General features: G+C 57.8%; 10 protein-coding genes and 1 tRNA gene. 8 read left to right on the top strand and 3 right to left on the bottom strand.

Annotation, left to right across the window (positions count from 1 at the left end):
• Positions 1 to 11: 11 nt before the first annotated feature.
• Positions 12 to 926: a DMT family transporter gene (locus AGA_RS10880; RefSeq protein WP_059024316.1), complete on the top strand. Its 915-nt coding sequence runs from the start codon at positions 12 to 14 to the stop codon at positions 924 to 926.
• A gap of 46 nt (positions 927 to 972) precedes the next feature.
• On the opposite strand, the gene AGA_RS10875 is transcribed toward AGA_RS10880, so the two are convergent.
• Positions 973 to 2,010 carry an ABC transporter substrate-binding protein gene (locus AGA_RS10875; protein ID WP_059024315.1) on the bottom strand — a complete coding sequence of 346 codons (1,038 nt, stop codon included), beginning with the start codon at positions 2,008 to 2,010 and terminating at the stop codon, positions 973 to 975.
• Between the two features lie 257 nt (positions 2,011 to 2,267).
• Between AGA_RS10875 and AGA_RS10870 the strand changes: the two genes are divergently transcribed.
• Positions 2,268 to 2,343, top strand: a tRNA-Asn gene (locus AGA_RS10870).
• 124 nt (positions 2,344 to 2,467) lie between these two features.
• Here the strand turns inward: AGA_RS10870 and AGA_RS10865 are convergent.
• Positions 2,468 to 2,827 (bottom strand): RidA family protein, encoded by a 360-nt coding sequence (locus AGA_RS10865; protein ID WP_059024314.1) that lies wholly within the window; start codon positions 2,825 to 2,827, stop codon positions 2,468 to 2,470.
• A gap of 42 nt (positions 2,828 to 2,869) precedes the next feature.
• Positions 2,870 to 3,709, bottom strand: a complete 840-nt coding sequence (panC, locus tag AGA_RS10860) for a pantoate--beta-alanine ligase (protein WP_059024313.1) — start codon at positions 3,707 to 3,709, stop codon at positions 2,870 to 2,872.
• Positions 3,710 to 3,901: 192 nt separating this feature from the next.
• Between panC and dnaE the strand changes: the two genes are divergently transcribed.
• The 6 genes from dnaE to tsf all read left to right on the top strand — a co-directional run bounded on the left by dnaE (position 3,902) and on the right by tsf (position 12,757).
• Positions 3,902 to 7,321, top strand: coding sequence for a DNA polymerase III subunit alpha (dnaE, locus tag AGA_RS10855; RefSeq protein WP_059024312.1), 3,420 nt, complete (start codon positions 3,902 to 3,904; stop codon positions 7,319 to 7,321).
• 3 nt (positions 7,322 to 7,324) lie between these two features.
• Complete coding sequence (locus AGA_RS10850) at positions 7,325 to 8,671, top strand: anthranilate synthase component I family protein (RefSeq protein ID WP_231945792.1); 1,347 nt, start codon at positions 7,325 to 7,327, stop codon at positions 8,669 to 8,671.
• A gap of 28 nt (positions 8,672 to 8,699) precedes the next feature.
• Complete coding sequence (locus AGA_RS10845) at positions 8,700 to 9,506, top strand: aminotransferase class IV (protein WP_059024311.1); 807 nt, start codon at positions 8,700 to 8,702, stop codon at positions 9,504 to 9,506.
• A 158-nt stretch (positions 9,507 to 9,664) separates the two neighbouring features.
• Positions 9,665 to 10,765 (top strand): aromatic ring-hydroxylating oxygenase subunit alpha, encoded by a 1,101-nt coding sequence (locus AGA_RS10840; RefSeq protein ID WP_059024310.1) that lies wholly within the window; start codon positions 9,665 to 9,667, stop codon positions 10,763 to 10,765.
• Positions 10,766 to 10,933: 168 nt separating this feature from the next.
• Positions 10,934 to 11,722: a 30S ribosomal protein S2 gene (rpsB, locus tag AGA_RS10835; RefSeq protein WP_083503627.1), complete on the top strand. Its 789-nt coding sequence runs from the start codon at positions 10,934 to 10,936 to the stop codon at positions 11,720 to 11,722.
• A 129-nt stretch (positions 11,723 to 11,851) separates the two neighbouring features.
• Positions 11,852 to 12,757, top strand: a complete 906-nt coding sequence (gene tsf, locus AGA_RS10830) for a translation elongation factor Ts (RefSeq protein ID WP_059024309.1) — start codon at positions 11,852 to 11,854, stop codon at positions 12,755 to 12,757.
• Positions 12,758 to 12,759: the final 2 nt, after the last annotated feature.

Below are 12,759 nucleotides of genomic sequence, written 5' to 3'. Positions count from 1 at the left end.
AGAGCCTAGACGTGCCTGAACAGCCCCCGCTCGCGCGGGACAAAAGAGTATTTCGGACCTTCTCGCGCGAGGAAGTGGCTCTGGTTTGCATTACCGTATTATGGGGCGTTACGTTCCTTATTGTGCATACGGCCATGCGCTATACGGGGGCCATGTTTTTTGTGGGGGTGCGCTTTACCACGGCGGCCCTGCTTTCCATACTTCTGTTCAGGCGGCTGTTGCTGGACCTGACCATGCAGGAGGTGCGGGCAGGGGCTGCCGTGGGGGTTGCCATATTTTTTGGTTATGCCCTGCAAAGTGTTGGGCTAGGCAGTATTTCCAGCAGCCAATCCGCCTTTATTACGGCCATGTATGTGCCGATTGTGCCGTTCTTGCAGTGGTTTTTTCTGCGTAGGCCTCCGCATCTTATGGTCTGGCTTGGTGTGCTGTTTGCGTTTTCTGGCCTTGTTCTGCTTGCAGGACCACAGGCGGTGGCCAGCCTGCACCTTCAGTTTGGCGAGGTGGTGACCTTGGTCAGTGCTTTGGCCATTGCGATGGAAGTTGTGCTGATCAGCCGTTTTGCCTCCCCGACTATTAACAGCTTTCGGGTTGCTATTGTGCAGTTGCTGGTGGCCGGGTTGCTGGCTTTTGCCGCTATGCCTGTAGCACATGAAGCTGTACCGGCTTTTACGTGGTGGTGGGCGGGGCCCGCTCTGGGCCTTGGGGTTATGAGTGCTGTTATCCAGTTGGTGATGAACTGGGCGCAAAAAACCGTATCGCCCACACGGGCCACGCTTATTTATGCCGGGGAGCCTGTATGGGCCGGGTTGGTTGGGCGTTTGGCGGGGGATTATCTGCCGGCTCGGGCGCTGGCGGGGGGAGCGCTGGTTATACTGGGTGTTTTGGCCAGCGAACTGCGCCTGCCGCGTAAGGCGCGGCGGGACTGACCTCTACCATTGTGAGTGTCGTGGCTTTTGGGGCGGACCGCGGGCCTTAGTCGTGCAGGACGTTCAGCGTGTAGCGGCGGGCCAGTGCGGCGGAATCTTCTCCATCCGCCATCATGCCTACAAGCTGGAGTTCATCACAGTACTGCGCAATCTGTTCTCGCAGGCTGCGGCCCAGAAGCGGGTGGATGACTGGCTCGTTCCGGAGCATGTTGCGTGCGCTTGTGGCAGGCAGGTCTGCTGCGTTGTCGGTAATTAGGGTGGCGGCATCATCCCTGTGGGTGTTCACCCATAGCGAGGCATCACGGAGGGCAAGCACCAGTGCTGTGGCAGCTGTGGGGTCATTTTCCTGCGCGGCGTCAGCAACACCCAGAATAAGGCTGGTGCGTGCGGCGTAATGCCCGGTATCGCTGCCAACCAGTTCGTACAGCAGGTCCGCATGGTTCTGGAGCAAAATCCACGCATCCGGATCATGCGTGACAACAGCATCTATTTTCTGGTCGTGCAGGGCCTGCTCTATCTGCTGTAAGGGCAGGTCAACCCAGTTGATGTTGTTGAGCGCATCCATGCCCTTGCGCCGCATCATAATACAGAAGAACAGCTTGTCCGCTGCATTCATGTCGGGCACTGCAATGGTGCGGCCCATAAGCTGGTCCAGCCGTGTAATGCCGCTACTACGGCGGACCAGCAGGCGGCGGCTGCCGGAGTGTACGCCCATAATCAGATGTGCAGGCAGGCCCGCGTGCAAATGCTGGAGCCACGTGAGGGCTGGAGCCAACGCATAAGCGGTTTTTTGCTGCATTAACGCGGTAAGTGCGTCCTGTCCGTTATGAATGTTGGGCAGGGGGTCCACGTCCAGATTGTACTGGGCAAAAAAGTTCTTCTCCAGTGCTGCGGCCAGCACGGGGGACATGGCGGCTTCCGGCCAGCCAACCTTGAGCTTGCGGTAAACACCATCGGGCTGTTTGCGTGGCGCACGGGGGTGCTGATGCCGGGTAAGCAGAACAACGCCGCCCGCAACTGCGCACCCTCCGGCCCCCCATAGCAGGGCCCGGCGCGAAATTGGGGAGGAAACAGGTGCGCTCATGCTCCTTACTTACACGGTGTTGGCGGAGGTGTCCCGATTAAGGGGGCAGAAAATGAAAAAAAACGGAAAAGAACAGGCCTTTAGCCCGCACGGGGCATGGCGCTTTGTGGGTGTAGAATAATTAACGTTTTGTAATATAAAAAGGGTCTTGCACCCTCAAAGGGTTGCCGTTATACACCCATTCAACAACACGGAAGGGTTGAACCTTACATAAGGTTGGGCCGTAAAGCGTTGTTAAGTGGTTGAAAAATAATTGTTCCCGAATAGCTCAGTTGGTAGAGCAAGCGACTGTTAATCGCTGGGTCGTAGGTTCGAGTCCTACTTCGGGAGCCACCACCTTCCTCCTCAAAAAATCAAAGATTGTTCCGATAGACGCAGGCTTTTCGCCTGTTTTTTGTGTGCATGGTCTGCCCGTATGGCATGGCCAATCGGGCAGAATAACATGCGGCTTATACGGTTAGGCCTTGGTGGGCAGGGCGGCAATGCCGGTCAGTTCCACCTTCCATGACGGGTCGGCCAGTCTGGCCTCCACTGTGGCGCGGGCTGGCTTGTTGTTCCTGTCCAGCCATGCGTCCCATGCCCGGTTCATGCCTTCCATATCGGCCATGTCGGCCAGAAAAATCTGAACCGAAATCAGGCGGCTTTTATCTGTTCCGGCTTTGGTCAGAAGGGCATCGACCTGGCGCAGAATATCCGCCATCTGCCCCTGTGCATCTAATGTGGCGTCATCGGCAATCTGGCCAGCCAGATAAACAAGGCCATTATGGATAACAGCCCCGGTTAGGCGTTCTTCCGGTTCAAGGCGGGTGATGCTCATGATGGTCTCCCTTGTGTAAAATAACAGTTTTATAAAAGATGTTTACACAACTGGCATGTTGTCTATCAGGCGTATGTCCCCCAAGCTTGCGGCAACAAACAGGCGTGCGCCAGATGTTGGGGTATGGGTTTCCTGTAACGTATCGCCAGTGCGTAATTCGAGATAATGCACGTTAAAGCCGTGGTTTTTCAGGCTCTCGCGGCAAATTTTCAGACAGTCTGCAACTGTTTTGCCACTCTGCATGTTAGCAAGGCATGTTTTAAGGGCTTCTGGCAGGTGAACGGCCTGTTCGCGCTGTTGCGGTGTCAGCCTGCGATTGCGGGAGGAAAGGGCTAAACCATCAGCCTCGCGCACGGTCGGTACGGGCGTGATGCTCACCGGCAGGTCAAGGTCGCGCACAAGGCGGCGGATCAGGCAGAGCTGCTGGTAATCTTTCTCGCCAAAGGCGGCAACGTCTGCCCCGGTCTGAAGCAGGAGCTTGGTTACCACGGTTGCAACGCCATCAAAATGGCCGGGCCGGTCTGCTCCGCACAACATGCTATCCAGGCCAGAAACCATGATGCGTGTTGAAAAGCCCTGCGGGTACATTTCCGTCTCATCAGGGGCATACAGCACATCAACCTTGCCAGTGGCTTCCAGCAGGGCGGCATCGGCTTCCAACCCACGCGGGTAAAGCTGAAAGTCTGCTGCATTGTTGAACTGGATCGGGTTGACAAAAATGGTCACAATTCGGCGTGTGGCCTTGCCGTCCAGCGCGTTGACAAGAGTAAGGTGGCCATTGTGGAGCGAACCCATGGTGGGCACTGTACCAATGGTTTCGCCCGCCTTGCGCCATTGGGCGACCTGTTCGGCCAGTTCTGTTCTGGATCTGATAATCCGCATGAAATATCCTGAAAAGCAGATGGTCATCTGGGGGATGAGCGCCCCAAAAGGGAGGGAAAGCCCTAGTCTAGTGCCGTTTGCCGCAGGGTTCCAGCCGCAGGGAACTAACCGGTCGGGCAGGGGGTAGGAACAGGTAGGATTAAAGTCACGACAATCGGTGGAGAGGGGGGCTGGCTGTGCTATAGAGGGCGCATGTCCTACGCTGATTTTGTTCATCTTCGTGTGCACTCTGCCTATTCGCTCAGTCAGGGTGCTATCCGGGTGCCGGAAATTGTCTCTCTGGCGCAGGAAATGCGGATGCCTGCCGTGGCTATTGCCGATTCGGGTAATCTGTTCGGTGCGCTTGAATTTTCGCAGTACTGCACAAAAAGTGGCATCCAGCCCATTATTGGCAGCCAGATTGGCCTGCCCGCCCGGAGTGACAAGCCCGGAGCACCGGCCGAACCGGTCGTTCTTCTGGCGCAGAATGAGGTAGGGCTGGCTAACCTTCAGTTCCTTTCATCCGAAGGGTTCAAGACATCCGACCCCTCGGACCCGTTTGTTAGTCTGGATGTATTGTGCGAGCGGGCGGAGGGGCTGCTGCTGCTGACCGGCGGTTCGCGCGGTCCGGTTTTTCAGATGCTGGCGGAAGGGCAGAAGGATGAGGCCACGCGCTGGCTGGCCCAGATGCAGGAGGCCTTTGGCGACCGGCTGATTGTGGAGTTGCATCGCCACGGTCTGGCGATGGAAAAAGCCGTGGAACCGGGTGTGCTGGCGCTGGCCGACCAGTTTGGCCTTCCCCTTGTTGCAACCAACGAATGTTTTTTCCCCAAGCCCGAAATGTACGAGGCGCATGATGCGCTGGTCTGTATTGCTCAGGGCCGTACAATGGCGGAAAAAGACCGTTTTCGCGTTACCCCGGAGCATTGGTTTAAACCGCCGGAAATGATGCGCGCCTTGTTCGCGGATCTGCCCGATGCGTGTGACAATACGCTCGAAATTGCTCGCCGCTGCGCCATTAAGGTGGAAACGCGCAAACCCCTGCTGCCCGTCTGCCCCAAAGTGCGTGAGGGCGCGACGGAGGACCAGACCCTGCGCGCCATGGCGTGGGAAGGGCTGGAGCGCCGTATGTCCACCATGACACTGGATGAGGCAACGCAGACGCGTTACCGCGAGCGGCTGACATTCGAACTGGATATTATCTCCAAAATGGGGTTCCCCGGCTACTTCATGATCGTGGCCGACTTTATCCAGTGGGCCAAGGCGCATGATATTCCCGTGGGGCCGGGGCGTGGTTCGGGTGCAGGCTCGCTGGCCGCATGGGCGCTGACCATCACGGACATTGACCCCATTCCCTTCAACCTGCTGTTCGAACGGTTCCTGAACCCCGAACGCGTGTCCATGCCTGACTTTGATATCGACTTCTGTCAGGACCGGCGAGACGAGGTTATTGCTTATGTGCGGCGTGAATACGGGGCAGACCGTGTGGCGCAGATTATTACCTTTGGTAAGTTGCAGGCCCGTGCCGCCGTGCGCGACGTGGGGCGTGTGCTGGGCTTGCCTTACGGTATGGTCAACCGTGTGGCCGAGCTTATTCCCAATAACCCTGCCAAGCCTGTAACACTTAAGGAAGCCATAGCAGGCGAACCTAAATTGCAGGAAATGCGCGATAACGACGAGGCATTGCGCAGACTGCTAGAAATTGCGCAGCAGTTGGAAGGACTGTTCCGCCACGCCAGTACTCACGCCGCCGGTGTGGTGATCGGGGACCGGCCTCTGGTGGAACTGGTGCCGCTGTACCGAGACCCCAAGAGCGATACACTGGTCACCCAGTATAACATGAAGTTTGTTGAGCAGGCCGGTCTGGTCAAGTTCGACTTTCTGGGCCTGACCACTCTGACTATTCTGAAACGTGGTGTGGATTTTATTCGCAAGATGGGTCAGGAGGTGGATCTGGCAACCATACCCTTAAATGACGGCCCAACATACGACATGCTCAGCCGGGGGGATACGGCTGGCGTCTTCCAGTTTGAAGGCGCGGGTATGCGGGATGTTCTCAAGCAGATGCGTCCAACCCGGCTGGAAGACCTTATTGCCGCCGTGGCTCTGTATCGCCCGGGTCCCATGGCCAATATTCCCGATTACTGCCGACGGAAACATGGTGAGGCGTGGGAGCCGCCGCATGAGGAAATCCGCGATATTCTTGAAGAGACCTACGGCATTATGGTCTATCAGGAACAGGTTATGCAGATTGCCCAGAAGATGGCGGGCTACAGTCTGGGCGGGGCCGACCTGCTCCGCCGTGCCATGGGTAAAAAGATCCGTGCGGAAATGGACCACCAGCGCGAGATATTTACCAAAGGCGCGACCGGGCGCGGCATAGACCACGACAAGGCCGTAGAGGTGTTTGACCTCATGGCCAAGTTTGCGGATTACGGGTTTAACAAATCCCACGCTGCAGCTTACGCTTTTGTCTCCTACCAGACCGCGTGGATGAAGGCCAACCACCCTGTGGCCTTCCTTGCGGCATGTATGTCGCTCGCGCGGGAACGGACGGAAAAACTGGCCGCCCTGCGGCAGGAAGCGGAGCGTATGGGCATAGCCGTGCTGCCGCCAGACATTAACCGGTCGGAGGCAGATTTTTCCGTCGAGGTCATGCCCGATGGCAAATACGGCATCCGTTACGCGCTGGCGGCTATAAAAAAAGTCGGTTTCAGCGCCATGGAAGCTCTGGTGGCAACGCGGGGTGACAAACCTTTTACCGATCTGGCGGACTTCGCCACGCGGATAGACCCCAAACACATCAACCGTATGCAGGTGGAAAATCTGGCCAAGGCTGGCGCATTTGAGTGTCTGGATAAAAACCGTGCCCGTGTCTTCCATTCTGCGGATGCGCTCCTGCGTCGTGCCCATAGTCAGGCGCAGGAAGCCGCTTCTGGCCAGATTGGTCTGTTTGGCGGAGGGGGAGAGAAGGAACCCCTGCGTCTGGCCGATGGACCGGATTGGCCAGAGTTTGAAAAACTGGCGATGGAAGCAGAGGCTATCGGTTTCCATATGACAGCCCACCCGCTGGATTCCTACGGCCCGGTTCTGCGTAAGTTGGGGGTCGTCCGGTCTTCTCAACTGCTAGCTGCGGCAGAGGCTGGGGTAGGCCGTGTTAAAATTGCCGGATGCGTTGTGGACCGCAAGGAGCGTCCGACCCGCACGGGGAACAAAATGGCATGGGTACGCCTGTCCGATGCCACGGGTGGGTGTGAAGTCACCGTGTTTTCCGAAGTGCTGGGCCGTGTGCGCGAAAGTCTGGTAGCGGGGCGTGCTGTGCTGGTTACGGCTGAGCTGAAGCTGGAAGGCGAGGCCATGCGCATAACTGCATCGGATATTGTTGAACTGGAACAGGCCGCCGCCCAAGGGCAGAGCGAAATGCGGATATGGCTGGAAAAGGAAGACGCATTGCCAGCCTTGCAAACCGTGTTGAGCGAGCAGAAGGGGGGCGCAGGCCGAATTGTTCTGTTGCCCGGTGTGGCCGAAAGCTGTGATGTGGAAATCCGTCTGCGTGGGGGATACAAGGTGACGCCTCTACTTGGGCAAAAACTGCGGACACTGGTCGGTATTTCTCGCGTGGAGCAGGTCTGACCCGTGGCGTGGACGCACGCACTTGCATGGCGGGAGCCGGATACGGTTCTGGCAATGTGGGGGCACGCGCCGTGGTGTGCTTTTCTGGATAGCGGTGGGACGCTGGACGGGCGCAACCGGTGGCGGATATTCTGCCAAAAACCACGGCATATCCTACATGTTTTTGCAAACAGGGCGGAGCTTGATGGTGTGCCTGTTGCATTGGGTACACCAGAGCAGACATTGGGCCTCCTGCGCAAAACACTACAGGGGTTTGCACAAGCGTTGCCAGAAGGCGATGTGCCATTTTGCGGTGGTTGGGTCGGGTTGGCCAGTTACGCATTTGGCTTAAAGGTGCAGGCTATTCCTTCTCGCCATGCAGATGATCACGAGCCTATATTCGCTGCGGCTTTTTATGACCACGCCTATGTGTGGGACCGTGAAAAGCGGTGTGTTGTTCTGGCTGGTCTGGATGGGGAGGGAATAAACTCCCAGCAGGTGCAGGAGAGAGCGCTGACGGCATGGTCCGCCCTACCGCAGGATGAGCAACCCATGCCTGCTGTAAAGCCATTCCGCCTGCAAGCAGACCAGCCCCGATCTGGTTATTGCGATTCTGTTGCGTGTGCGAAAAACTATATAGCACAGGGCGATATTTTTCAGGTGAACATCACCTGTCAGCATAGTGCAAATTTGCCCGCAGGCGTTGGGGCTGCGAGCTTGTACCGTAGACTGCGGCAGGTCGCACCTGCTCCGTTTGGGGCATATTTATCTTGCGGGGAGGATTTTTCTCTTCTTTCCTGTTCACCTGAGCGTTTTTTGCAGGTGGACTGCAATGGGCACATCGCAACGCGCCCCATAAAAGGCACAGCCCCGCGAGGCAGGACCGAGGGCGAGGACCTGTCTCTAGCGCAGCAACTGGCTCAGGACGAAAAAGAACGCGCCGAAAATCTGATGATTGTGGACCTCATGCGCCATGACATTGGGCAGGTTGCCCGTATTGGCAGCGTTAATGTGCCGGAATTGTGGGCGGTGGAGCGGTTTGCACACGTGCATCACCTTGTTTCCGAGGTGCGGGGGCACCTGCTGCCGGGTAAAGATGTGTTCGATCTGCTGCTGGCGGCTTTGCCGCCCGGTTCGGTAACTGGCGCGCCTAAACACCGGGCTATGGAGATTATTGACGCACTGGAAGTCGCGCCCCGCGGAGCATACTGCGGGACCGTTTTCTGTATTGGTGTGGATGGGCGGATGGATAGCTCGGTCGTTATTCGCAGTTTTGTCGCTCACGCGGGGCAACTGCAGTTGGGTACGGGGGGGGTATTACCATTCTGTCTGACCCTGGCAGGGAGTATGAGGAAATGCGGCTTAAATTAGCGCCATTTGCAGCCTTTGCGGAGGGGATATGACGTTTGTCTGGCTTGATGGTGCAGTCTGCGCGCAGGATGAGGCCCGCATAAGTCCGGCGGATAGAGGGTTTACGCTAGGGGATGGGCTGTTTGAGACCATGCGCGCGGTGGATGGGCAGATAGTCAATCTGCCACGGCATATGGCGCGGCTGGAGGCTGGCGGAAAGGTGTTGGACCTGCCCTTGCCAACAGCGGACACAGTGCGCGATGCGGCGCAGTCCCTGCTGACCGTCTGTGGGCTGGACGATGCCGTGTTGCGGTTAAGCGTGGCGCGGGGGCAGGGGCCACGGGGGGTGTTGCCGCCCACCCATGCTCACCCCACCGTGTTGTTGACGGCAGTGCCGGGGGCGTTTTCGGTCTCTCATGTAAAAGTTGTCACCAGCCGTCTGATCCGGCGGGATGAGCAATCCCCCCTATCTTACATCAAAAGCCTGAATTACCTGCCCGGTATTCTGGCTCGGCAGGAGGCGCAGCGTGCCGGGGCGCAGGATGCGCTTTTGCTCAATACACAGGGGCGGGTGGCGGAAAGCACCATTAGTAATCTGCTGGTTGCAACGCAAAATGGTGTGGTGACGCCCCCAGTGGCGGATGGTGCTCTGGCAGGCACCGCCCGCCAGATCTTGCTGGAGCGGAACCTTGTGCGTGAGGCAACGCTCAGCCCGGCCGACCTGCATGAGGCGCGTGGGGTGTGGCTCGTCAATTCACTCTCGCTCAGAGTGGTGCAGATGCTGGATGGGCACGAACTGCCGGAGGATGCACCGACAACCAGTCTGCTGGAGCGTGGTTTGCGGCAGATTGAATAGAACACGTTTGATCTATGTCCTTTTCGTCTGGAGGGCAGACATGCGACGATAAGGGCTTGTGCTGACCGGGTAGAATGCTCAATCGTGCGCCGTCCTTTTCAGGCCGGAATGATGTGCATCGGAAGAGCCGGTCTGTGGTATTCTGATGAGGTGACACCATGCAACAGGCAACAACAGCTACGGAGCAGCCGACGGATGGGGCTAATGCCCCCCGTTATGATCTGAGGCAGATCGATGTTGACCCCAACTTCTGGTACCCTGTGGCATGGTCCAGAAAGGTGCGTCCGGGCAAAGCATTTGCCGCGCGCTTTGCAGGCCACCCCATTGCGCTGATACGCCCTGAATATGGCCCGGTTTACGCGCTGGAAGACCGTTGCGCCCACCGTCAGGTCCCGCTGAGCAAAGGCGTTGTGGACGATAAAGGGTGCGTAAAGTGCTGTTATCATGGCTGGGCGTTCGACCAGCAGGGCAAATGTGTAACCGTGCCCTACCTGAACAAGGAAGGCGTTGGCCGCCCGGTTAAGGCCTATCCCTGCCGTGAAAAAAGCGGCCTGATCTTTATCTTCCCCGGTGACCCGGATCTGGCCGACAAGGTGCCCGTGCCCGACATCGCACAGGTGGGGAACCCCGAATACAAGACCCGCCAGTTCAGCCCGCGCCTGAAGTGCCATTACACGTTCATGCATGAGAACCTGATGGACATGAACCATCAGTTCCTGCACCGCCGCCAGATGGGGTCCATCACCGCCCGTTTTCTGGGGCAGGACAAGGGCGACAACTTTATGGAAGCGCGCTACAGCTTTGCCCGTAAGGGCGGCAACCAGCCGCTGGCCGAAGCCCTGATTTTTGGCAAACATCATGATGATGGCCGCGAGCAGCCGGTAGAAGAAGTGGTGTCCATCCGCACCACGTATCCGTACCAGACACTCCAGATTCACGATAAGGATGGCGATCTGATTATGGACTTGTGGGCCTGCTACCTGCCGTTGGGGGAAACTCAGCAGGTCACTCAGGCGTTTGGTCTTCTGTCCGTTAAAAAGCCCAAATGGACCTTCCTGCTGGATGTTGCATGGCCGGTTCTGGGTCTGTTCACACATCGCATCTTTGAAGAAGACCGCGAAATTGTGGAAATGGAACAGAACGCATGGCGTGAGCTGGGCGGGGACCACAATGTGGAAGTGTTCCCTGTTGTTAAAAGCCTGCGCGACCTGCTGGCCCGCAGCGGGGTGCCCAACCGCTACGCGCAACCGATCAAGTAGGAGTAAGCGCGCTTTTTGGCCTTGCCTGCATAGCCAAAAAGCGCCATATAGAGCCGCCCCGGCGCTTGCCGGGGTATAACACACGCGAGGCCATACACCTCTGGTGCCCAGCCAACAGGCCGGGTGGTGTCTCGCGGAGGTTTAACCAGTTAGGTAGGAATACGCCCCATGGCGATGCCCGATTTTACACTGCGCCAGCTGCTTGAAGCTGGTGTTCACTTTGGTCACCACACCCGCCGTTGGAACCCGCGCATGGCGCCGTACCTGTTCGGCGTGCGTAACCAGGTTCACATCATCGACCTTCAGCAGACCGTTGGCCTGCTTGACCGCGCCCTTAAGGCGATTCGTGATGTTGTAGCCGGTGGTGGCCGCGTTCTGTTCGTTGGCACCAAGCGTGCGGCGCAGGACCCGATTGCTGAAGCTGCTCGTCGTTGCGGCCAGTACTACGTCAACCATCGCTGGCTGGGCGGTATGCTCACCAACTGGAAGACCATTCAGGGTTCCATCAAGCGCCTGCGCCAGATCGAAGAAACGCTGGAAGGCGCAACGTCCGGTCTGACCAAGAAGGAAGTGCTGGAACTGACCCGCCAGCGCGACAAGCTGGAACGCTCCCTTGGTGGTATCAAGGAAATGGGTGGTCTGCCCGACGTGCTGTTCGTGATCGACACGAACAAGGAAAAGCTGGCTATTGAAGAAGCCAACAAGCTGGGTATCCCGGTTGTGGCGGTTCTGGACAGCAACTCCGACCCGCGCGGCGTGACCTACCCGGTCCCCGGTAACGATGACGCCATTCGCGCCATTGGCCTGTATTGCGACCTCGTCTCCGCTTCCGTGCTGGACGGTATTTCCGCCGAGCTGGGTGCAGCGGGCCATGACGTGGGTGCCGCCGAAGAACTGCCGGTTGAGCCTGCTCTTGAAGCCGCTCCGGTGGCAGAAGCAGCTCCGGCAGCAGGCTGAAGCCTTTAAAAACAGCCCGGTTTCAGCCGGGCTGTTTTTCTGCATGAGGTGCCTGTTTTTTGCAGGCAACGGAATGTTCTGCCACGCGCCCTGCAAGGGGCGCGTTGCGGTTTTCTAAGGAGTAGGAATATGGCGGAAATTACCGCTGCACTGGTCAAGGAACTGCGCGAAAAAACCGGCGCAGGCATGATGGATTGCAAAAAGGCGCTGAACGAAGCGCAGGGTGATATTGAAGCCGCCGTTGACTGGCTGCGCACCAAGGGCCTTGCTGCTGCTGCCAAAAAGTCTGGCCGTGTGGCTGCCGAAGGTCTGGTTGCCGTTGCTTCTGGCGACAAGGCTGCCGCCATGGTGGAAGTTAACGCCGAAACCGACTTTGTTGCCCGTAACGAAGCCTTCCAGAACTTTGTGGAATCCGTTGCCAAAGTTGCGCTCAAGGTTGGTGATGATCTGGAAGCCATTAAGGCTGCCACGCTGGAAACAGGTCGTACCGTTGCTGACGAACTGACCCACCTGATCGCAACCATTGGCGAAAACATGACCCTGCGTCGTGCACGCGTGTTCACTGTGCCGTCTGGCGTGGTGGCAACGTATGTTCATGGTGCGCTGCGTCCGGGTCTGGGCAAGATTGGCGTTCTGGCAGCTATTGAAGCGCCGACGGCAGACGAAGCCATTGAACAGCTTGGCCGTCAGGTTGGTATGCACGTTGCTGCAACCCGTCCGTCCGCTCTGGATGTGAACAGCCTGAACCAGGATGAAGTCGAGCGTGAACGCGCTGTTCTGATTGAACAGGCCCGTGCATCCGGCAAGCCCGAAGCCATCATCGAAAAGATGATCGAAGGCCGTATCCGCAAGTTCTACGAAGAAGTGGTTCTGCTGGAACAGGTCTGGGTGCATGACGGTGAAAGCCGCGTGAAGGATGTTGTCAAAAAAGCAGGCGTCACGCTGGCTGGTTTTGACCGCTTCCATCTGGGCGAAGGCATTGAAAAGGAAGCCGATGACTTTGCCGCGGAAGTGGCCAAGGTTTCCGGCGTCTAAGT

The organism is Acetobacter ghanensis (genome assembly GCF_001499675.1).
Lineage (GTDB): Bacteria > Pseudomonadota > Alphaproteobacteria > Acetobacterales > Acetobacteraceae > Acetobacter > Acetobacter ghanensis.
Note: the sequence above shows the minus strand (reverse complement) of the source record. Positions and strands in the feature narration are given on the sequence as shown.

Bases quoted from the DNA above. Each gene is read 5' to 3' on its own strand.
- AGA_RS10875 (WP_059024315.1), bottom strand. From the start codon at position 2,010: ATGAGCGCACCTGTTTCCTCCCCAATTTCGCGCCGGGCCCTGCTATGG.
- AGA_RS10865 (WP_059024314.1), bottom strand. From the start codon at position 2,827: ATGAGCATCACCCGCCTTGAACCGGAAGAACGCCTAACCGGGGCTGTT.
- panC (WP_059024313.1), bottom strand. From the start codon at position 3,709: ATGCGGATTATCAGATCCAGAACAGAACTGGCCGAACAGGTCGCCCAA.
- dnaE (WP_059024312.1), top strand. From the start codon at position 3,902: ATGTCCTACGCTGATTTTGTTCATCTTCGTGTGCACTCTGCCTATTCG.
- AGA_RS10845 (WP_059024311.1), top strand. From the start codon at position 8,700: ATGACGTTTGTCTGGCTTGATGGTGCAGTCTGCGCGCAGGATGAGGCC.
- AGA_RS10840 (WP_059024310.1), top strand. From the start codon at position 9,665: ATGCAACAGGCAACAACAGCTACGGAGCAGCCGACGGATGGGGCTAAT.
- rpsB (WP_083503627.1), top strand. From the start codon at position 10,934: ATGGCGATGCCCGATTTTACACTGCGCCAGCTGCTTGAAGCTGGTGTT.
- tsf (WP_059024309.1), top strand. From the start codon at position 11,852: ATGGCGGAAATTACCGCTGCACTGGTCAAGGAACTGCGCGAAAAAACC.